This window comes from Enterococcus sp. DIV1682a (assembly GCF_051711005.1).
GTDB classification, from domain to species: domain Bacteria; phylum Bacillota; class Bacilli; order Lactobacillales; family Enterococcaceae; genus Enterococcus_B; species Enterococcus_B hirae.
Map to the genome: position 1 here is coordinate 2,051,885 of NZ_JBIOLT010000001.1, position 21,453 is coordinate 2,073,337.

19 protein-coding genes are annotated in these 21,453 nt (G+C 37.6%); 1 reads left to right on the forward strand and 18 read right to left on the reverse strand.

The features are described from left to right. Window positions 1-9 precede the first annotated feature (9 nt). From IGJ23_RS09395 to IGJ23_RS09450, 12 genes are all read right to left on the reverse strand, one after another. Window positions 10-789, reverse strand: a complete 780-nt coding sequence (locus tag IGJ23_RS09395) for a YveK family protein (protein ID WP_010737948.1) — start codon at window positions 787-789, stop codon at window positions 10-12. Between the two features lie 844 nt (window positions 790-1,633). Continuing rightward, the gene (glyS, locus tag IGJ23_RS09400) at window positions 1,634-3,709 is read right to left on the reverse strand and encodes a glycine--tRNA ligase subunit beta (RefSeq protein ID WP_438774885.1); all 2,076 of its coding nucleotides are present in this window, start codon (window positions 3,707-3,709) and stop codon (window positions 1,634-1,636) included. A 1-nt stretch (window position 3,710) separates the two neighbouring features. Then, complete coding sequence (glyQ, locus tag IGJ23_RS09405; RefSeq protein ID WP_010718522.1) at window positions 3,711-4,628, reverse strand: glycine--tRNA ligase subunit alpha; 918 nt, start codon at window positions 4,626-4,628, stop codon at window positions 3,711-3,713. 355 nt (window positions 4,629-4,983) lie between these two features. Beyond that, window positions 4,984-5,796 carry a DNA repair protein RecO gene (recO, locus tag IGJ23_RS09410; RefSeq protein WP_010718523.1) on the reverse strand — a complete coding sequence of 271 codons (813 nt, stop codon included), beginning with the start codon at window positions 5,794-5,796 and terminating at the stop codon, window positions 4,984-4,986. Between the two features lie 161 nt (window positions 5,797-5,957). Beyond that, window positions 5,958-6,857: a GTPase Era gene (gene era, locus IGJ23_RS09415; protein WP_010718524.1), complete on the reverse strand. Its 900-nt coding sequence runs from the start codon at window positions 6,855-6,857 to the stop codon at window positions 5,958-5,960. A 12-nt stretch (window positions 6,858-6,869) separates the two neighbouring features. Further along, window positions 6,870-7,283: a diacylglycerol kinase family protein gene (locus tag IGJ23_RS09420; protein ID WP_034700929.1), complete on the reverse strand. Its 414-nt coding sequence runs from the start codon at window positions 7,281-7,283 to the stop codon at window positions 6,870-6,872. Then, on the reverse strand, window positions 7,261-7,737 hold the full coding sequence (gene ybeY, locus IGJ23_RS09425; RefSeq protein ID WP_025480127.1) for an rRNA maturation RNase YbeY: 477 nt from the start codon (window positions 7,735-7,737) through the stop codon (window positions 7,261-7,263). Before ybeY ends, IGJ23_RS09420 begins: the two co-directional genes overlap by 23 nt. Window positions 7,738-7,778: 41 nt before the next feature. Then, window positions 7,779-9,974, reverse strand: a complete 2,196-nt coding sequence (locus IGJ23_RS09430) for an HD family phosphohydrolase (protein WP_010718527.1) — start codon at window positions 9,972-9,974, stop codon at window positions 7,779-7,781. Window positions 9,975-9,993: 19 nt separating this feature from the next. Further along, window positions 9,994-10,965, reverse strand: a complete 972-nt coding sequence (locus IGJ23_RS09435; RefSeq protein WP_010718528.1) for a PhoH family protein — start codon at window positions 10,963-10,965, stop codon at window positions 9,994-9,996. Between the two features lie 462 nt (window positions 10,966-11,427). Continuing rightward, entirely contained in the window at window positions 11,428-11,874 is a 447-nt protein-coding gene (locus IGJ23_RS09440; protein ID WP_010718529.1) for a GatB/YqeY domain-containing protein, read from the reverse strand. Between the two features lie 26 nt (window positions 11,875-11,900). Then, window positions 11,901-12,098 carry a 30S ribosomal protein S21 gene (gene rpsU, locus IGJ23_RS09445; protein ID WP_010718530.1) on the reverse strand — a complete coding sequence of 66 codons (198 nt, stop codon included), beginning with the start codon at window positions 12,096-12,098 and terminating at the stop codon, window positions 11,901-11,903. A 165-nt stretch (window positions 12,099-12,263) separates the two neighbouring features. After that, window positions 12,264-12,692 (reverse strand): Fur family transcriptional regulator, encoded by a 429-nt coding sequence (locus tag IGJ23_RS09450; RefSeq protein ID WP_010718531.1) that lies wholly within the window; start codon window positions 12,690-12,692, stop codon window positions 12,264-12,266. Window positions 12,693-12,784: 92 nt separating this feature from the next. On the opposite strand from IGJ23_RS09450, the gene IGJ23_RS09455 reads away from it, so the two are divergent. Further along, window positions 12,785-13,642, forward strand: coding sequence for a pyruvate, water dikinase regulatory protein (locus IGJ23_RS09455; protein WP_010718532.1), 858 nt, complete (start codon window positions 12,785-12,787; stop codon window positions 13,640-13,642). Window positions 13,643-13,795: 153 nt separating this feature from the next. On the opposite strand, the gene IGJ23_RS09460 is transcribed toward IGJ23_RS09455, so the two are convergent. The 6 genes from IGJ23_RS09460 to IGJ23_RS09485 form a co-directional block, all read right to left on the reverse strand. Continuing rightward, window positions 13,796-14,089 (reverse strand): ArsR/SmtB family transcription factor, encoded by a 294-nt coding sequence (locus IGJ23_RS09460; RefSeq protein ID WP_010718533.1) that lies wholly within the window; start codon window positions 14,087-14,089, stop codon window positions 13,796-13,798. 67 nt (window positions 14,090-14,156) lie between these two features. Further along, the gene (locus IGJ23_RS09465) at window positions 14,157-15,884 is read right to left on the reverse strand and encodes a phospho-sugar mutase (RefSeq protein WP_178285840.1); all 1,728 of its coding nucleotides are present in this window, start codon (window positions 15,882-15,884) and stop codon (window positions 14,157-14,159) included. A 128-nt stretch (window positions 15,885-16,012) separates the two neighbouring features. Beyond that, window positions 16,013-16,879 carry a hypothetical protein gene (locus IGJ23_RS09470; protein ID WP_438774886.1) on the reverse strand — a complete coding sequence of 289 codons (867 nt, stop codon included), beginning with the start codon at window positions 16,877-16,879 and terminating at the stop codon, window positions 16,013-16,015. A 466-nt stretch (window positions 16,880-17,345) separates the two neighbouring features. Next, a complete protein-coding gene (trxB, locus tag IGJ23_RS09475) occupies window positions 17,346-18,275 on the reverse strand; it encodes a thioredoxin-disulfide reductase (RefSeq protein ID WP_010737956.1) in 930 nt (309 codons plus the stop codon). A 146-nt stretch (window positions 18,276-18,421) separates the two neighbouring features. Then, window positions 18,422-19,855, reverse strand: coding sequence for a 6-phospho-beta-glucosidase (locus IGJ23_RS09480; protein ID WP_438774887.1), 1,434 nt, complete (start codon window positions 19,853-19,855; stop codon window positions 18,422-18,424). Between the two features lie 13 nt (window positions 19,856-19,868). Continuing rightward, the gene (locus tag IGJ23_RS09485; protein WP_010718538.1) at window positions 19,869-21,263 is read right to left on the reverse strand and encodes a 6-phospho-beta-glucosidase; all 1,395 of its coding nucleotides are present in this window, start codon (window positions 21,261-21,263) and stop codon (window positions 19,869-19,871) included. Window positions 21,264-21,453 lie beyond the last annotated feature (190 nt).

The window sequence follows — 21,453 nt, forward strand, 5'->3', positions numbered from 1 at the left end:
TTTTCCCTCCTACACTCTCGAACGAGCTCTACGAGAAGCTCTCGCTTGTTCACCAGTTTCATCGTTTATTGTCACCGGTGCGTTGTTGTTTTTGTCATTTCTATTGAAATCTTTGGCAGTCATTTCTGGTACCGTCCCTAAAATTGGAAACCCTATGACCTCCGAAAGATATTTTTCATCTTTCACAGTCTGGTCGAACAATTCCAATAACAGAGCTATCCCCATGCCAATCATCAGACCTAAAATAAGGCCAAGGGCAATATTTATTTTTTTATTTGGTGACACCGATGTTCCGTCCGCAACCGCTTCAGAAATGATCGATATTTTATCGACATTCATCACATCTTTGGCTTTCGTTTGAAACACCTCAGCTGTGGTATTCGCAATTTTCTGAGCATTATCTGGAATCGAACTAATTGCTTGGATAGAAAACATTTGTGAATTTTCGGATTGATTCACTGTGATTGCTTGTTTGATTTCTCCAACCGTCATTGCTAGCTGATCTTGCGTTTCTAATTGATCTTTCACTTCACTTAAAACTAAGTCACTAATGATCATATCTTTGTAGGTGTTAATCATTTGTAAATTCGTATTCACATCATTGACATTCGTAATATTTGACTGAGGCAACGTGACAATCAATTGGGCTTGTGAACTAAACTTGGGTGTTAAAATAAAGAATGTAACGAAACTTGCTACCGCCAAACCAACTAACGTTGAAATAAATAAGGTCAACAAACGCTTACGAAATACTCCGATGATCTCTTTTATACTAATTGTCTCTTCCATTTCTCTCCACTTTCCTGTTACTTTCCTAGATTCATTTTTCTTTTAACTCATGACATCCTGCTGATGTTACTTGTTCTCATAAAATATACTCATTTCAGTGAAGCTTCGTGAGACTTCCATCCTATGAACATACTTAGATAATAAAATGACATCGATTTCTAAAAAAATTTCTTAGTTTATCATTCAGATAATAATTATTATCATCTAGAGTAAGATACTGGATCCCATCGTTTTAAAAACTTTTTATTCCCAAAAAAAAATAAATCGTTACTTTATCTAATCGCTTCCAAATCACGGTAAATTTGCTAATTCTATTAGACAAGTAAAGAATTTCTACCTGAGACCCTATTTACTATTATCCCATTCATAACAAGCTTTTCTTGTTATGAATAACAATTTTTCTATATTAATTATACCTAACTTTCATTTTTAAATAAAGGATGATTTAAAAATAACAAAAACTATGCATTTCACTCAATAGCACTAACCGATTGTTCTCTTTTTACCAAAAAATGTCATATTGTTCTGATTCGTGAAAGAAAAGTCGCTTATTGCTAGATAGCATGAATAAAAACGATATACACTACATAAAAAGAGTATGAGGTATTAAGACCTTAAGCTTACTTTTTATACTAAGATGAGTAATTGCTATGAAAGCATCCACTCTGGTACTTTCACAATCTTATCGACGGCGTTCAAAGATCTGCACTTCGTTAATCAGTTAAAAAATAAGCCGAAGCATTTAAAAATAGAAGAAACTATTTTCGGATGCTTCGGCTTATATCTCAGAGCTAGACTTGTCATAACGCTTGTTTCAAATCAAGTTGGCAAAGGGCTACCTGATTTATTTAGTGATAATCTGATCTAAGCTTGCTATTGATAGTGCCATTTCAGCAATTTGTTTCAGCTGTGCCAAACGATTGTTACGGACAGCAGGATCGTCTACCATGACCATGGTTTGGTCAAAATACGTTTCGATCAATGGACGTAAAGCAACAAGTTGATCATAATCTTCTTTCAGCGTTTGTGTACCAAATTGTTTTTTCATTTCTGCTACCGCTTGATAAAGTGCTGTTTCAGCTTCATTTTCAAATAACGCAGGATTAATCTCTGTTGTCGTTGTTTCTTGCGCTTTCTTCGCTAAATTAACCACTCGAGTCAATGCTTCCATCGATGGCTTAAACTCTTCCTCATCTAAACGTTCTTTAAACAGTTGAGCTGCTGCAAAAACTTTTGTCAAATCGCTTTGTTTTGCATTTAAAACTGCATCAATCACATCGTGTCGGATTTGTTTTGTAGTTAGTAACTGACGGAAACGTCCTTTGATAAAATCAATGACTGCCTGTTGTCCATCCGATAACTGGACGCCAAAACGTTCTTGATCTTCATTGATCGCCTGGTCGATTTCACGTTGTAAACGAACCAATGGAAATGCCCAATTTTTTGCTTCGATGATGCGGACAATCCCATACGCTTGACGACGAAGAGCATACGGATCATTTGACCCACTTGGGATCATTCCAACTGTAAAGAAAGAAAAGATACTATCTAATTTGTCTGCAATCGCTAATACTGCACCAATTTTGGTTTCTGGTAAGTCACCTTCACTTGAAATTGGCAGATAGTGTTCCTTGATAGCTGTTGCTACAGCTGATGTTTCGCCGTGTAATCGCGCATATTTTTCACCCATGATCCCTTGAAGCTCTGGAAACTCACCTACCATGTTGGTCACTAAATCAAATTTATAGATTTCAGCAGCACGTTGTAAATCCGTTAACTCTTCTGGTGATAAGCCGACAGATTTACCTAAAATACGAGCAATAACTTGTACTCGTTGCATTTTTTCGTAGATGCTTCCAATTTTTTCATGGAAAGTCACTGATTTTAATTTATCAACAAAAGTCTCGATTTCAATCTTTTTATCTTCATTGTAGAAAAACTCTGCATCTTCTAAACGAGCAGTCAATACTTTTTGATTTCCACGGATCACGTTTTCTAGTTTGACACGATCCCCATTTCGAGCAGAAATAAAATGTGGCAAGAGTAATCCTTGGTCATTTCTTACTTCAAAATAACGTTGGTGCTCCTTCATTGAAGTAACCAATACTTCTTCAGGGACAGACAGATATTTTTCTTCAAAATCGCCAGCAAAAACTGTGGGATATTCGACTAAATTATTCACTTCTTCTAATAACTTTTCGTCTAAATCGATCGTCCAATGGTTTTTCTCTGCTAATTCTGTTGCTTGTTGGACAATCATTTCTTTTCTTTTATGTGGCGCAGCTATCACGAATTGTTCTTGTAATTTTTCTTCATACTCATTGGCATGAGCGAAACGAACTGTTTCTCCTAAGAAACGATGACCACGTGATGTGCGATCTGTTGTAACATCTAAAATCTCGAAAGGAATCACTTCATCATCTAGTAAAGCAACAATCCAATGAATAGGACGAATATATTCAAAGTCAAAATTTGCCCAATGCATCGTAACAGGAAATGTCAAACTTTTGATGACATCTACAAGTCCAGTCAATACTTCTTTCGCTGGTTGTCCATGTGTATATTTGGTTACGTACACATACTCTACACCCTTCAGCTCTTTAAAGGTAATATCGTCAGTCGTCAAACCTTGACCACGTACAAACCCTTCTGCGGCTTTCGTCCAATTTCCATCTGAATCCAATGCGATTTTTTTAGCCGGACCCTTTAATTCTTCTTCGCTATCTGCTTGACGTTCTGGGATATTGGTTACTTTGATCGCTAAACGTCTTGGCGTTGAAAAAGTTTCGATTGTATCATAAGACAATTGGTGTTCATCTAAAAACTTTGCTGTTTTTTGTTCCAGTTGTTTCATGCTTGGTGTAACTACATGGGCAGGCATTTCTTCCAACCCGATTTCTAAAAGTAACTCTTTTGCCATGTTATTCAGCCTCCTTAACTGTTTCTGGATTTGCTGTGTTTTTATTCAATAAAGGAAATCCTAATTTTTCACGCTCTGCCACAAAAATCTTTGCAACAGATTTTGCCATATTTCTGATACGTGACAGATAGCCAGCTCGTTCTGTGACAGAAACTGCCCCACGAGCATCTAATAGATTGAATGTATGGCTGCATTTTAAAATGTAATCATAGGCAGGATGAACTAAATTTTCATCAATGCATCGTTTAGCTTCTTTTTCAAAACGATCAAAATTACTTAATAATAGTTCTTGATCACTGACTTCAAATGAATATTTGGAGTGTTCGTATTCAGGCTGTTTGAAAATCTCCCCATATTTTACGCCATCTGACCATTCAAGATCATAGACACTTTCTACTTCTTGGATGTAGGATGCCAAGCGCTCCAAACCATAAGTAATTTCAGATGTCACTGGTTTACATGGCAGACCGCCGACTTGTTGGAAATACGTGAATTGTGTAATTTCCATTCCATCGAGCCAAACTTCCCAACCAACACCAGCACAGCCCATCGAAGGGTTTTCCCAGTTATCTTCGACAAACCGAATGTCGTGTTCCAAAGGATCGATCCCCAATAAACGTAAACTTTCTAAATAAAGTTCTTGGATATTTTCAGGTGATGGTTTCATCACTACTTGGAACTGATGATGTTGATACAGACGGTTCGGATTTTCCCCATAACGACCATCGGCTGGGCGACGAGAAGGCTCTACGTATGCTGCATTCCAAGGCTCTGGTCCAATTGCTCGTAAAAAGGTATATGGGCTCATTGTACCTGCCCCCTTTTCTGTATCATAGGCTTGCATCAACATGCACCCATTTGATGACCAAAATTTTTGTAACGTCAAGATCATGTCTTGTACAGATAATTTTTTGCTCATTTAAAATGACTCCTTCCACTTCTAAATAGTTTGCTGAGAATTTGAAACAACAAAAAGTCCCTATGCTTGTCTAAACAAACATAGGGACGAATAACTTCGCGGTTCCACCCTACTTCCGAAAATTTCGGCAGCTTCATTGTCAGTACTCCCAAGTGCCTCTTCAAAAACCGACAGCATTCGGCTCACACCCTCCCGAACTCGCTTTTGCTACGTATTTTTTACTGATCTTGTTCAACGTACTTTATTCTTTTATTTAGCCAATCAAGTTTTTGTACAAAACTCTCATTTATCTAGGTTCCATAATAGACGTATAGTTAGGCTTTTGTCAAATAGTTTTGAATGTTGATTGAACATTCTACTCATTTTTTTGGTTTTCAGAAGCACTTTCTCCTTCCGGATCAGGCTTTTTTAGGACATGTTCCCATGATTTCATTTGATCAATGAACTTTTTACTTTTTAGATGAATCCCTACGTATTCTTCGTATAACTGGTCAATCAGTTGCCTGATCGTTGCTTTAGTTTCGTCTTTTAAATTGATCCCTGTGATCTTATCATAAGAAATAGCAGAGAACATACGCACGAAATAAACAGCTCTTGGATCTGCATGATAACGACGGTGATCCATTGACCAATGTTCTTCGCACAGCACGCCTCCATATTTGGAAGAATAATCAAATTTACCTTGCGTTTTGCCGCACACCACACAATGTGTCCAAATCGGTGCAATCCCAAAGCGTTGCAATAATTGTACCTCAAAGATGTTAGTGATGATTTCCGCGTCGTCACCCTGATCCATCCGTTGCAACGCTGCTTGTGTAAATTGAAAAAGGTGAGGATCATATTGATGGTCTTCGATCGCTGCATCCACTAAGTTTAACAAATACGTGCCGTAACCACTTAAAAAAATGTCTTCTTGAATTTTTCTAAAGGAGTGAACATCTTTTACGCTGGTTATAAACGAAAGTCCTTCACTTTTAAACGTACCAATGTAGATTCCTTCAGTAAAAGGGAGTAGTGCAGGTGCTAATGGTTGGTTTTGCCGGTGAATTCCTTTGACATAAAACATCAGTTTCCCCGCAGACTCAGTAAAAATTTTCACTAATTTGTCTTTTTCTTTATAATTTCGACTGGACAATATGATCCCTTTTGATTCGGCTAGCTGGCTCATTTCTTTCGCCCCCCTTTTAGAAAAAGAATAAGGAAAAGAAAAATCATTCACTGAATCATTTTCCTTTCCCACTTATTCTACTCATTTTCTTGTCTTCTGACTTTTACACGCGGTTTCGTCTATCGAATAATCACGTTCAACTCATTTTTATCTACTTAAAGTTAATATTCCTCTTTGCGGTAACCAAAATCTTGTAAATAAACTCTTTTATCGCGCCAATCTTTTTGAACTTTAACCCATAGTTCTAGAAATACTTTGTCACCAAGCAAATTTTCAATATCTTTTCTTGCTTTCGTCCCAATTTCTTTTAGCATTTTACCACCTTTACCGATGATAATCCCTTTTTGACTATCACGTTCAACGATAATGGTTGCTTGAATTTGGATTTTATCATTTTCATTGCGTTTCATTGAGTCAACAACAACAGCCACTGAATGTGGGACTTCATCTCTAGTCAAAAACAGGACTTTCTCACGAATCAATTCCGAAACGATAAAGTATTCTGGATGATCCGTTACTTGATCATCCGGGAAGTATTGAGGACCTTCTGGCATCTCAGCGATCAACACTTCCATTAGACGGTCCACATTGTTCCCTTCTGTAGCCGAAATCGGTACAACTTGTGCAAAAGGCATTTGTGCCGAATAATCTTCGATGATTCCTAATAATTCATCTGGATGAACTTTATCGATTTTATTGATGATCAAATAAACAGGTGATTGAACATTTTTTAATCGTTCAATAATAAAATCATCCCCACGTCCACGTTTTTGATCCGCACTGATCATAAATAAGACAGCATCCACTTCTCTTAGTGCACTGTAGGCTGATTCCACCATAAAATCACCCAAACGATGTTTTGGTTTATGAATTCCCGGAGTGTCGATAAAAATCAACTGTGCTTCTGGTGTCGTATAAACGCCTTGGATCTTATTTCTGGTCGTTTGTGCCTTGTCACTCATGATAGCAATTTTTTGCCCAACGATTCGATTTAATAATGTTGATTTGCCAACATTTGGTCGTCCCACAATAGCGACAAAACCTGATTTATGTTCTAACATATTATTCTCCTTTTAATTAAAAAACATTTGATAGATTTTAGGTACAAATAAAATGAGACCGACGATCACTGCAAAACAAGCGGTGACTAACACTGCTCCTGCCGCCATATCTTTGATTTTTTTCCCAATTGGATGGAAATGAAAATCGGTAAACATATCCACCACATTCTCAAAAACAGTATTTAAAATCTCAACGATCCACACCAGAAAAACTGCTAAAACTAACCACAGCCATTCTATTTGATTCAGTTGAAATACAACTCCCATAAAAAACGCCAGCAACCCAAAACCTACATGTTTTTTCATATTACGTTCCTCATCAAAGACTGTTTTAACCCCTTGAAGAGCAAATTCTACTGACATAGCGAAGTGCTTATTTTTCTCAACCTTTTTCTCGCACTCTTTATCTTTTAAGTCCATAAGCATCTAAAATCTCTTTCTGTAAACCAAACATCTCTGCTTCATCTTCGGGTGTCATGTGATCATAACCATTGATGTGCAAAAAGCCATGCACTGCCAAAAATCCCAACTCTCGATCATACGAATGACCATATTCTTCCGCTTGTTCCTGGGCACGCTCAATTGAGATCATGATATCTCCTAATACTCGTGGTAAAGGATTATCGCCTTCTTCAAAAATCACGGGAATTTCGTCTTCCCCTTCGTCTTCTAATGCAAAACTAATCACATCTGTTGGGGCATCTTTGCCACGGTAGACACGGTTGATTTCTTGGATTGCTGCATTGTCCATAAAAGTAACAGACATTTCTGTTTCCTCGGATAATTTCAAATGAGCCGCTGCAAATTGCAGAAGGTCCTCGATCTCTTTGATTTTTTCTGTTGAAACTTTCTGTGTTTCATCCATAAATGTGATGTCCATATTTATCGCTTCTTTCTTACTTATTGCTGATATTTTTTATTTTAGCCATTTTCTTTTTCTACTTTCATCGTTTCCGCTTCCGATTTCATTTTAGGATATTTGATCCGTGAATGGAAGGTACTACTTAACCCACTGATCAAAGATTTTTCCACTTTGCGAATTTCTTTTAATGTTAAACCACTATCATCAAGTTGACCATCAGAGATTCGTTCTTCAATCAAATTATGGACAAATTTTTCGATTTTTTCACCTGTTGGATGATCCATTGCCCGTACTGCCGCTTCACAACTATCTGCAATATTCACGATGCCGGCTTCTCGGGTCTGTGGTTTGGGACCAGGATAACGAAATTGTTCTTCGGTGACTTCAGGATTTCTTTCTTTTGCCTTGATATAGAAATACTTCATCAATGTTGTTCCATGATGCTGTCGGCAAATATCGATTACCATTTGCGGCATGCCATATTCCTCTAAAATTTTCGCTCCATCGGTCACATGACCAAAAATGATCTGTTTACTATCTTCCGGTAATAAGAAATTATGTGGATTTTCAGCACCAGAAGGCAAGTTTTCTACAAAAAAGCTAGCATGTTTGATTTTACCAATATCGTGGTAGTAACAAGCTACACGCGTCAATAATGACCGCCCATTGATCTCAGCCACTGCGTTCGCGCTTAAATTGGCGACCATCATACTGTGATGATAAGTTCCTGGTGCTTCTTCCAATAGCTGTTTTAACAATGGATGGTTAGGATTACTTAACTCATTCAAGACGATCACACTATCATCGTTGACCATCAATTCGATATACGGATGTAATCCCATCGTTAACAGATACGACAGCAAAGCCCCCATAAAGCCACAAATCAGTGTTAACCAAGTTGTTCCATTACTAAAGCTCATACCTTGATAAACGATCAGCACAACATCCATCATCAACGGAAAAATAATGACCCACATCATAGCTGAAAACCATTGTTCTGACACTCGTTGGCGTTTTAAAACCGTCGCTAATAAACCTGAAAAAAGATAAGCCATCAAGATAACGGTCAAAAAGTTGGTCCCAATCGAGCCATAAAAAATAAACAATGCAGATACGGCTTGGAACAAGGCAGCCATGATTCCTGCCCTCCGGTTCAAAAAGAAATTTAAAACTAAAGGAACAAAAGCTGCAGGATAAAACAGCGGGATAAAAGCTGCTTGTTCCGTTTGGAATAGTTGGAAAAATTTCATTAATAACACACTGATAGACATAGCCGTAACATAAAAGAGAACATACTCTGTTCGTTTTCCGGCTTCATGGTACTGCATTGAGTTGTAAACTAAAACAGCAATTTGCAATAAGACTGCTAAAATCATTGCTACTAAAGGAAAAATTGACGTTGTTTGACTGGTCAATCCTAATAGTTCAAGCTTTTTCATTGCATCTGCATCGATTTGATTTCCTTCACGAACAATGATTTCGCCTTGATAGATCATGACCGGTTGAACCGCACTTCTTGCTGATTGTTTCAATTCCTCTGTTTTCTTTTCATTTAAGACATCATTTACGACGATTCCTTGATCGACAAGATAATGGATCGTTTGTTGTTGGTCAGGTGTCACGTTCAAATATTGGATCTGTTCTTCTGCCTGTTGCTTGAAGGTTTCTAAATCACTTTCTCGAACTTGTTTTTTCATTTGTTCATTGATCAATCGAAGACTTTCATCTCGGACTGTCGCAATTTGACTATCTGACATACTAAAGATTTTTGTGTAAAAATTAGTCGGTAATTTTTGATAAAATGCCACGTTTTCAGCATTGGCATTTTCAAAACTCTTCTTTAAAGCTGCAATTCGTTCGTCGATAGTTGGCTTAGGAACATTTTCATCTTCTTTTGCTTTATCTACTTTTTCTTTATACGCTTTATTGATCGAATCATTTGTTTTATTGATCAATTCAAAAAGCTGCTTGATGCGACTACTTTGTTCACTAGCTAAATCTTGTTGATACGTATATTCTGGCGTAACAGCTTCCGCTGCTAATTTTCTTTTTTGTTCGGTTTCTTCTGTATTCTCAATCGTTTTATTCGCACGGATACTTTCTTCTGCCACTTGTCCTTCTCTGAAGTCATTGGCTTTTTGCTTGACGCTACTAAACGTGACGCCACAAACGATCACAAAAAACAAAAGCAATAAGAAAGGCATTGCCGCCTTTCCTAATTTTGCTTGCAGTTGTTGGAGTATTTTATTCAACATTCGCTTATCCCCCTAAGCCTTACTCTTGATGAAGATCTGCCTTTTCATAAGCTTTGATGATTTCGGCTACAACAGGATGACGAACGACGTCACTTGCTTCAAAATTGACAAAAGCAATTTTTTTGATTTGTTTCAATGTACGTTCTGCATGGATCAAACCACTCATCGTCCCTTTAGGTAAGTCAATCTGACTTGTATCGCCGTTTACGATCATTTTTGATTGATACCCCAAACGAGTCAAGAACATTTTCATCTGTGCCACTGTTGTATTTTGAGCTTCATCTAGTATTACAAAAGCATCGTCAAGTGTTCGCCCACGCATATAAGCTAATGGCGCAATTTCGATGATCCCACGCTCCATCAAACGATTGGTATGATCTAAACCAAATATTTGATACAGTGCATCATACACTGGACGTAAATAAGGATCAACCTTTTCTTTCAGATCACCCGGTAAGAAACCAAGATTTTCTCCTGCTTCCACCGCTGGACGAGTCAAAATGATTTTTTGGACTTCGCCTTTTTTCAACGCAGCAATTGCTAAAACGACCGCTAGAAATGTTTTACCTGTTCCAGCAGGACCGACACCAAATACGATGTCATGTTTAGCAACGGCCTCGACATATTGTTTTTGTCCACTATTTTTCACTCGAATCGGTTTACCATTGCGGTCTTTGACGATTTCTTCTTCATACATTTCAATGAAGTAATCCAATGTCCCTTTTTGCCCCATTTTTAAGGCAGTAACAACATCAGGTGTACTGACATGTATCCCCCGCTTGATCAATTCTTGTAAGGTACGTATCACCGATTGTGCTAATGAAAGCCCCGGCTCTTCTCCAATAATCTGGATCATTTCGCCTCTCGTATGAATCGTTGTTTCAGTCATTTCTTCAATTAATTTTACATGTTTGTCATGCGAGCCTAACAACATACTGATATCGTCAGCAGCTGTTAATCTAATTTCTAAAGAACTGGATGCTTCTGTCAAAAATAGACATCTCCTTTACTTCAATTCATTCCTTCCTATTTTACCATATTCATAAAAAACTATATAGCAAATAAAAAAGGTTGTCTCACTCCTTATTCGTTTCATCCATTTTAACCTAAAATTACTTTGCTGAACTTCCATGATTTACTTTATGTTATTCCATGATTGAGAGATTCCTGCCTATCAATAAACAGCTTTTACTTAATAGATAAGGCAAAGAACCAATCTAACCAAGCCTAGATCTATCGAGTGAGGAAGAGAGATAAAAGAAGGATATGTATGATTGCATGGGGAACAAGGCGTACCGATTGATGTTGCCTTGGCGCTCACCTTGAGGAAATTGGGACATGCATGAAAAAAAATCTAAAAAAAAATAAGTCTGATTTTGACGTTGTGGATCAAAATCAGGCTTATTTTCTTTTTAAGAGAGGGCGGTTGTCCCACACTCTTTAAATGATAAGTTTAAGATTGTAATAGCTCTTTCACAATCGCATTCACTTGGTTCCCATCTGCTTTTCCTTTGACTTTCGGCATGATCGCACCCATGACTTTGCCAAATTCTTTGACAGAAGAAGCTCCAGTTTGTGTAATCGCTTCTTGAACAAGTTGACGAATATCATCCTCAGAAAGTTGTTCTGGCATGTATTTTTCAACAATTACTATTTCACTTTTCACTTTTTCAGCTAAATCGTCACGTCCAGCTTCTTCGAACTCATGTAAAGAATCACGCCGTTGTTTCATTTCACGAGACAACACTGTTAATTCTTCATCTTCAGTCAAGTCGTGACCTTCTTTGATTTGCTCGTTTTGAATGGATGACTTAATCATACGTATGACTTGTAAAGATTCTTTATCTTTTGCTTTCATCGCTGTTTTCATGTCATCGTTCAATCTACTTAGTAGTGACACACTACCAACTCCAATTCATAAAGGAACTAGTTTTTTTGCGTTTTTTTGCGTTTTTTCGCTGCTTTTCTAGCTGCTTCAGATTTTTTCTTACGTTTTACGCTTGGTTTTTCGTAGAATTCACGTTTACGAGATTCTTGTAAAGTACCCGCTTTTGACACGGAACGTTTGAAGCGACGAAGAGCATCGTCAATTGATTCGTTTTTACGAATGACTGTTTTTGACATGTTAATTCCCTCCCTCCGAGCTTAAAAAGTAACCGTAATTGTTATTGAAATTATAATCCAAAAAACAAGACTGTTCTATAAAACATTATATCTAATGCTGATTTGACCGTCAAGGGAATCTTTGGATTTTTTAAAATAATGATATGTTATTTTATTATAAAACAACTACTGACAGTTTTCACATCGACCGAAAATTTCAAACCGATGCCCTTCGATCGTACAACCTGATAATTGATTTTCAAAATAGTCCATTGGACACATATGGATTTCTTTTGTCATCCCACAAACGGTACAAATAAAATGATGATGGTGACCGATCTCTCCCTGGCAACAATGAAAGCGAAACTTCATTTCGCCATTCAAATCGGTTTCTTCTAATAAGTCTAACTCAGAGAAATCATGGAGATTACGATAAATCGTATCATAACTCACTCCTTTAAATTCCTCATTCATAAAATCAAATACTTCTTTTGCTGACACATAACGATTTCTTTTGACCAAATAAGTCAATAATGCTTCTCGCTTTTTCGTGTATTTAAATCCGTTATTTTTCAAAATTTCTAACGATTGTTCGATTAATGTTTGGTTTTTCAAGTCTTCCCCTCCAAATCAAAATGATTACGAAGTACATATTCCACAGTATGGTATACTAAAGATAAAAAAAATGCAAGTGAGGTTTTTTATTTATGGCTTTTGATTCTACTGAGATCGTTACTTTTTTTGTCATTTCTGATTCAGCTGGTGAAACAGCAACAAAACTCGCACAGGCAACCATGGCACAATATCCTACAGTTGAATTTAATTTATTTCGTCGAACGTTTGTCACTGACCAAGACACCCTCGAACAAGCCTTACAAGATGCGTTAGCAGAAAAAGCGCTAGTACTTCATACCTTGATCAACCAAGAGCTGATTGATTATACCCGAAGTTTTTGCGAAGAAAACAACTTATTTAGTTTTGACGTGATGACTCCACCGATCGAAGAAATCCAACGATTAACAGGAATTCAACCCACTCGTCAACCTGGAGCCTTACATTTATTGAATGAAAATTATTTTAAACGAATCAAGGCAATGGAATTTGCCGTAAAATACGATGATGGGAAAGATCCAAGAGGCTTCTTAGAAGCAGACGTGGTGTTGCTAGGAGTTTCCAGAACGTCAAAGACACCGTTAAGTCTTTTTTTAGCGAATAAAAACTTAAAAGTGGCGAATCTCCCACTCATTCCTCAAGCCCATATCCCAAAACAACTTTGGGAGATCGATCCTAAAAAAATTGTTGGTTTAACCAATAATCCCGATATTTTAAATAATATTCGAAAAGAACGGATGCGTTCCTATGGATTAAATCCTGATACGGCTTATTCTGATATCGAAAAAATACGAGCAGAATTAGATTTTGCTAATGATTTGTATGAAAAATTAGGTTGTGTTGTGATCAATGTTGCTTCTCTCTCAATTGAAGAAACGGCTTCGTTGATCCTAAATGCCTTAGATTTAGAGGACCACAGTTATTATGGCACGGATACTTCAGGAGAAAAATAAAGAGCAAATAATTGTATCCAGTAAGCAGCTATAACAAACAACCAGAACCAAACGCATAACTAGTTGAATAAAAAAGCCAGCAGACACGTGTCTGCTGGCTTTTTTATTCAGTATAATCTATTCACATTCCCTTAGAAATGCCTCATTCTTATTTTACTGATGTTCCACATGTTTCAAGGTTTGTTCCAAGATATCCAACACGTGAAAATCATCTAAACTATACAATATTGCTTTGCCTTCACGATGCGATTTAACCACATGGTTTTCCCTTAATAAACGTAGTTGGTGGGAAACAGCGGATTGTTCCATTTCCACCGCTTGGCTGATGGCCGTCACATTTTGTTCTCCATCTTTTAAATACATCAATATTTTCAATCGGGTAGGATCACTTAAGACTTTAAATAATTGACTCACTTTTTCTATTTCGCTTTTTGGTGTGTCTGTCAACCGATTCACCTCCATAAAAAAGACTGACTTCTAAAGTTTACCACTTTTTCCATCAGTCTCAATTATTTTATTCTTCTGTCATTGATTTGATGATTGCTTCATAGGTATCGATCTTTTCTTGTGCCTCTTGTGCGGAATTGCCTTTTACACCGATATAGAATTTGATTTTTGGCTCTGTTCCTGAAGGACGGATCGCTACCCAACCATGTTCTTCTAATACATATTTTAATACGTCAGATGGAGGTGTCGTTAATTTTTCCACTCGTCCAGCTGAATCTGTTTTCGTTAATTCTTTGAAATCTTCTGTTTGAAGAACTTTTGCTCCAGCAAATTCTGATGGGGCATGGTCACGGAATTTCTTCATCAAAGCAGCAATTTTGGCTGAACCTTCTTGACCACTCATCGTGACTGAGATTGTTTTTTCAGCAAAATAACCATATTTTTCAAAAATCATTTGTAAGCCGTCATAAAGTGTCTTCCCTTGTTTTTTATAAAAAGCAGCCACTTCGGCTAACAATAAGAGTGCTTGGATTGCATCTTTATCACGTACAAATGGTTTGACCAAGTAACCATAGCTTTCTTCAAAACCAAACATGAATGTATGAGAATGATCTTTTTCAAATTGATGGATTTTTTCTGCAATAAATTTAAAGCCCGTTAAGACATTGATCATCGTAGCGCCATAGCTTTCAGCGATGGCTGCAGGAAGTTCACTTGATACGATTGACTTAAGTACGGCTGCATTTTCAGGTAAAGTTCCTCGTGATTGATGTGCTTCTAAAATATATTGAATCATTAATGCACCGATTTGATTACCGGTCAAAACTTTATAAGAGCCATCAGGTTGGCGAACTGCTGCTCCTAAGCGATCCGCATCAGGATCAGTTGCAATCAATAAATCAGCGCCTTCTTTTTCACCTAAACGAATCGCATACTCAAATGCTGAATGTTCTTCAGGGTTTGGTGATTGAACCGTTGTAAAGTCAGGATCAGCTACAGCTTGTTCAGGTACAAGCATAAATTGTTCGAAACCAGCTTGTTGTAATGCTCTTTCTCCTAGCATTTTTCCTGTACCATGAAGGGGTGTAAACACCAATTTTAAGTCTTTCCCCATTGTTTGGACTAATTCTTGATCAATCGTGACTGCTTTGATTTCTTCCAAATATGCTTTATCGACTTCTTCACCAATGATCGTAATCAATCCACTAGTTTCTACTTCGTCATCAGCTAAAACAGCGACTTTTAAAGGATTACTTACTTCACGTACATATTTTGTCAATGCATCCGCATCAGCGGGTGGCATTTGTCCGCCATCTTCTCCATAAACTTTATAGCCATTGTAAGCTGCTGGGTTATGAGAAGCTGTCACCATGATTCCCGCAAACGTATTCAAATGACGAACAGCGAAAGAAAGTTCAGGTGTTGGACGTAGACTCTCAAAGACAAAAGAAGGAATATCGTGTTGTGCCAAAGTCTTCGCTGCTTCCATCGCAAATTCAGGCGATTGATGGCGTGAATCATAAGCAATCGCTACGCCGCGACGTTTTGTTTCTTCTCCTTGTGTATCCATAAAACGTGCCAGCCCTTCTGTTGCTTGTCTGACCGTATAAATATTCATTCGATTGATCCCAGGACCTAAAATTCCCCGCATTCCTGCTGTTCCAAATTCTAAAGGAGCATAAAAAGCATCTTCCAGCTTTTCAGAATCCTGACTAAGATCAGTTAATTGTTTTTTTAAATTTTCTTCTAAATTTTCTTCATTGGCCCATTGTTGGTATACTTGTTCCCAAGACATGAAGCGAACACCTCTTTCTAAAATATCTACCTCTTTCAGTATAGCATTCTCTTTTTAGATAGAAAAGTCAGAAGGAAAAATAAGCGCAGATGGGGACTTCTTTTCTTACACAAAAATCATGATTATCCTTATAACATTAAAACAGCATCTTTCTTTTGACATTGCAATAAATCGTTGTGATCATCTGATTGACATTTTGTATTTTTTAAAATATCCAATAATGTTCTTTTTTTATTTGTTTGCTCTTCTTTCTTTTGCAAAGTTCCAAGATTATTCCAACTCTTCGGCTGATATGCTTGCCAAACTTCTGGTTCCTGTTCCCAAGGTGCTTTTACTTTTTTTCCTTGAGAGATAAAAGTAACTTTTCCACGTAATTTTTCCCAATTGCGGTAAATATAACGTAGTTCGCTAGAGGTCATAGACTTTCTTCCCTTAATATCATCTAGATTTTTTTCGTCTAGGACAAGTTCAATATCTATTTCATCTAAGCAATAGTAAAGTTCCATATCTTGCTTTTCCATCGCTATATCCAAACCAATTTTACAGCCTCTATTCACGTGCAAAGAATGGTCATGATAAGCTTTATTCTTAAGTACATCTTGATAGATTGTTTTTAATTCATTTTTCTGATTCATTTGAGTACCACGAAAATAATTTCCCCATAATGGCCAGTGTTTCTTGCCTTCATCCACATAATTAAACCATTCTTTGGAAAATTTTGAAAAAGATTCTTCAGAACACCAGATACTATCCTCTTTCACATTTAATTTATCCTCTTCTCTATTTAATATACCCCTAATTTCGTTATTGTACTCATCAATAAAAATGGGAACATGATTTTTTTTTGCTTCCTTTTCTGCTTGTTCTAAATTGCCTGGTTTTTCTTCCGCTAGATCTATCGCCTGACCTAGATTAAATACAGAGTACCCCAGACTTTTCGCATATGCCTTTCGCGCTGTAGCTAAGCCATAAATCAAAATAGTTTCTTTTGTCACATTTTCCTCTCCTTTTCATTTATTTCTGATAACGATAGTCATTTTCTGGAAAGTCATTTACGTGTACAACGATCCATTTCTATCGTTTGAATATGTGTCTCTTTTCTTTGATTGGAAGTGGCTAGCTTTTTATGTAGTTTACGAGTAGCCTCTATTCCCATAGTCATTGCATCACCGAGTACTCTTTTTTCCTTGTCCTTCTTCTTTCCCTATTTCCATCAAAATGCCTGTTCATTGTATCACGTGTTAATTTCACTCGGATGGCAAAAAATCCTGTTTTCAAAAAAAATAGTTCTCTCTTAATGATTGAAGTGCCAGTAACGAGCGATCGTAAAAAAACAATTCCTCTTTCCATGAATAAATTCTGTCCACAAAAAAGCTGAGGACAATGTTTGTCCTCAGCTCTTTAGTAGTATAAAAATGAATAATATTCAAACAGCCCTTCTAACGACCTCTTTTGATCACTTTACGCTTGTGTTGTTTCTTCTAATGCTTCTAAATATTTATAAACTTGTTGACCAGCAATGCCGCCATCGCCGACTGCTGTCGTGATTTGTCGTAAATCTTTTTCACGAACATCCCCAATAGCGAACACACCAGGCATAGTCGTACGCATGTCTTGATCTGTTGGAATCCAGCCAGCTGCATTAGTTAAACCAGCTTTTTTAAATGGTTCAGTCAATGGATCTAATCCCACATAAATAAACACGCCATCTGCTGCTAAATCAACGGTTTCATTCGTTTTCACATTATGCGCTTTAACCCCAGTGACCACCATGTCATTACCAACGATTTCATCTGTGACAGTGTCCCAGACAAATGAAATCTTTTCGTTAGCGAATGCGCGATCTTGGATGATTTTTTGCGCACGTAATTCGTCTCTTCGATGAACGATCACGACTTCAGAAGCAAATTGCGTTAGGTAGATGGCTTCTTCTACCGCAGAATCGCCACCGCCGATCACGACTAAACGTTTGTTTCGGAAAAAAGCACCATCACATACGGCACAATAGGAAACACCTCGGCCAGCGTATTCTTCTTCTCCAGGAACACCTAACTTACGATGGATACAACCCGTTGCGATAATCACTGTTTTGGCTTCATAAGATTGATCTTCACAGATCACTTCTTTGTAATTTCCATGGTCTTTGATGTCTTGCACAATTCCATAGACATTTTCTGTTCCAAATTTAGTGACACCTTCATACATTTTATATGCAAGGTCAGGTCCCATGATGGAATCAAATCCAGGGTAATTTTCAACTTCAGCGGTGTTATTCATTTGTCCACCCGGTGCGCCTTGTTCAATCATAGCAACTGAAAGATTTGAACGTGACGCATATAACGCAGCAGTCATTCCAGCAGGTCCAGCACCAATCACGATAACATCATACATATGTACATTCCTCCATTATAAAAATCAAGTAAGCTTACTTTACAGCCTATAGAAAAAAAAGTCTATTGTTCTGCTTACTCTTTTCTCGAATAGATTTATTATACTCGAAAAATCAGTTTAAAAACAATAGACTTTTATTTGATTCGCTATTTGTTACTTAAATCTTCCCCATTTGTTGCAATGACTTTTTTATACCAATTGAACGATTTCTTTTTCGTCCGTTCCAATGTTCCATTTCCTTCATTGTCACGGTCAACGTAGATGAACCCATAGCGTTTCTTCATTTCGCCTGTCCCAGCAGAGACAAGATCGATACAGCCCCAAGTCGTGTAGCCCAGGAGATCCACGCCATCGAGCTCAACCGCATCTTTCATTGCTTGGATATGTTGTGCTAAATAATCGATCCGATAGTCGTCTTCTACATAGCCATTTTCATCTGGTGTATCAATCGCACCTAACCCATTTTCGACGATGAACAATGGCTTTTGGTAACGATCATAAAGATCATTCATCGTGATACGTAACCCTAATGGATCAATTTGCCAGCCCCATTCACTGGCTGAAAGATAAGGATTTTTAGCCGATTCAAAAATATTACCGGCCGTTTGCTCTAATACTTTTGGATCAGTAGTAGCTACCCGGGAAGAGTAATAGGAGAATGAAATAAAATCAACGGTATGTTCTTTTAATATTTCTAAGTCAGTTGGTTCCATCTCGATTTTGATTCCATTACGTGCCATTTCTTTTAAGGCATAGGCGGGATAACTTCCCCTTGACTGGACATCAATAAAGAAATAGTTTTCCCGGTCCGCCTTTCTTGACGCCCAGACATCTTCAGGTTTACAAGTGTAAGGATAATTTGCGCCAGCTGCTAACATACAGCCAACTTTATTTTCTGGATCCACTTCATGAGCGATCTTTGTAGCGATTGCACTAGCAACTAGTTCATGATGGGCTGCCTGGTATTTGATTTGTTCCACATCGTCCCCTTCTTCAAAATACAATCCAGCGCCCATAAATGGAGCATGTAAAATCATATTGATTTCGTTGAAGGTCAACCAGTATTTCACTAGTCCTTTGTAACGATTAAAAATGACATGGCAAAGTCTTTCATAAAACTCTATCAACTTTCGAGAACGCCAAGCACCATATTCTTTGACCAAATGCATCGGACAATCAAAATGAGTGATTGTCACTAACGGTTCGATTCCATATTTTTGACATTCTTTAAAGACATCTTCATAGAACTTCAACCCTTCTTCATTTGGTTCCTTTTCATCACCTTTTGGAAAAATACGACTCCACCCAATGGATAAGCGATAGGTTTTAAATCCCATTTCCACAAAAAGTGCAATATCCTCTTTGTAACGATGGTACATATCAATGGCTGTTTTTGCTGGATAAAAATGTTCCTCATCAAAGTCAAACATTTTTTGTTTCCCAGTGATCACTGAAAAACGATCTTTACCGATTGGAACAACATCAACATTAGCTAAACCACGTCCACCTTCAGCGTAGCCTCCTTCACATTGATTGGCAGCCGTTGCGCCACCCCATAAAAAGTCTTTCCTAAATGCCATCCTACTTCCTCCATTATTGTTTTTGATAAGTTTTTGTCAGGTTGTTTGCTATTTCATCTTGTACTTCGATCCCCTCTTCTTTTAAGCGGTGGATCGTTTCCTTAAATTGTGGCAAATACGCTTCGTGAGCAACAAACAATTCATCCATGATCCGTTTCGCTGTTTCACCCGACCGTACTAAGGGATTGATCGTAAATGCTTGAAGCGCTGTGCCATAATTACCCGTCACTGCCGCTTCGATCGTCAATAATTCCATATTTTTCATGACTTGAAGCCAGCCACGTTCAGCTGGTGGCAAAGAACCGAAAGCAACGTTACGTGCCCCTTGTGCCCCGACATACGCTGTGACCTCCACGACACAATCAGCAGGCAGATCAGGAACAGCGCCGTCATTTTTTGTTGAAACAACGATTTGGGTTTCTTTATTGGCATAGATCGAAGCGATCGTTTCACAGGCAGCATCTGAATAATAAGCACCCCCACGTTGTTGTAACTGTTCTGGTTTATGGTCTAGTTCTGGGTCCTGATACAACTCAAATAATTCTGCTTCCGTTTTTTTAACTTGTTCTGCTCTTGTACCAATTGTTTGATATTCTTCTAAAGCATGGTTCAACATTTCTTCTTCACGATAATAATAGCGATGGTAGCCACAAGGAATCATTTGCATTTGTTGTAATTGTTCCTTGAAAAACGGCACATCGAATATATTTTTTGGTAAGCCATTATTTTCAGCATAAAGTCGGTCGATTAGCTCATTCGTTCGATCGTTTCCATGTGAATCTGCTACTTTATGCCAATGAAAGTGATTGAGTCCAGCAAATTTATAAATCAAGTTTTCTTTGGTTTCTCCCAGCATTTCTGGCTCTGTCATCATTGCCATAACTGGTACATTACAAAGCCCAATTACCTTTTCCCATTTCCCGTAGCGAACGACAGCTTCTGTAACCATTCCACTAGGATTGGCAAAATTGATCAGCCAAGCATCGGGACATAGTCTTTTCATATCTTCTACGATTGAAAGAATGACCGGAATGGTACGAAACGCTTTGAACATCCCACCAGCTCCATTGGTTTCTTGTCCAAGCATGCCATAATATGCAGGGATTCGTTCATCTTTCACTCTGGCATCTAATTGACCTACCCGAAACTGAGTTGTTACAAAATCAGCATCCCGCAGTGCTTCTTCTCGATCCAACGTCGCATAGATCTTAACATCATAAGGCGAAGCATCCCACATTCGTTGAGACATTTCACTGACGATTCTTAGTTTTTCTTGACCCTCTGCTACATCCACTAACCAGATTTCTTTAATCGGTAATTCTTCATATCGTTTAATAAACCCTTCCATCAATTCAGGGGTATAGCTACTTCCGCCACCAATTGTTGCAATCTTCACTTTTCGTTCCATGAGCTTCCTCCTTTTTTGTTTTTACAACTATATTATGTTTTTTGTAAACGAAAACAACAAGTTAACTTTATTCTTTTGCATTTCCATTTACAAAAATTTATTATATAGCCGATTATTTTGTAAAAATCTTGTATAAGAACAACGAACGATTGACGAATCAATAAATAGCGCTTACAATATTTTTACACAA

Bases quoted from the DNA above. Each gene is read 5' to 3' on its own strand.
- IGJ23_RS09430 (WP_010718527.1), bottom strand. From the start codon at position 9,974: ATGTTGAATAAAATACTCCAACAACTGCAAGCAAAATTAGGAAAGGCG.
- rpsU (WP_010718530.1), bottom strand. From the start codon at position 12,098: ATGTCAAAAACAGTCATTCGTAAAAACGAATCAATTGACGATGCTCTT.
- IGJ23_RS09420 (WP_034700929.1), bottom strand. From the start codon at position 7,283: ATGCTTATGGACTTAAAAGATAAAGAGTGCGAGAAAAAGGTTGAGAAA.
- IGJ23_RS09485 (WP_010718538.1), bottom strand. From the start codon at position 21,263: ATGGAACGAAAAGTGAAGATTGCAACAATTGGTGGCGGAAGTAGCTAT.
- IGJ23_RS09480 (WP_438774887.1), bottom strand. From the start codon at position 19,855: ATGGCATTTAGGAAAGACTTTTTATGGGGTGGCGCAACGGCTGCCAAT.
- glyQ (WP_010718522.1), bottom strand. From the start codon at position 4,628: ATGAGCAAAAAATTATCTGTACAAGACATGATCTTGACGTTACAAAAA.
- recO (WP_010718523.1), bottom strand. From the start codon at position 5,796: ATGAGCCAGCTAGCCGAATCAAAAGGGATCATATTGTCCAGTCGAAAT.
- era (WP_010718524.1), bottom strand. From the start codon at position 6,857: ATGTTAGAACATAAATCAGGTTTTGTCGCTATTGTGGGACGACCAAAT.
- glyS (WP_438774885.1), bottom strand. From the start codon at position 3,709: ATGGCAAAAGAGTTACTTTTAGAAATCGGGTTGGAAGAAATGCCTGCC.
- ybeY (WP_025480127.1), bottom strand. From the start codon at position 7,737: ATGGACATCACATTTATGGATGAAACACAGAAAGTTTCAACAGAAAAA.
- IGJ23_RS09395 (WP_010737948.1), bottom strand. From the start codon at position 789: ATGGAAGAGACAATTAGTATAAAAGAGATCATCGGAGTATTTCGTAAG.
- IGJ23_RS09455 (WP_010718532.1), top strand. From the start codon at position 12,785: ATGGCTTTTGATTCTACTGAGATCGTTACTTTTTTTGTCATTTCTGAT.
- trxB (WP_010737956.1), bottom strand. From the start codon at position 18,275: ATGTATGATGTTATCGTGATTGGTGCTGGACCTGCTGGAATGACTGCT.
- IGJ23_RS09465 (WP_178285840.1), bottom strand. From the start codon at position 15,884: ATGTCTTGGGAACAAGTATACCAACAATGGGCCAATGAAGAAAATTTA.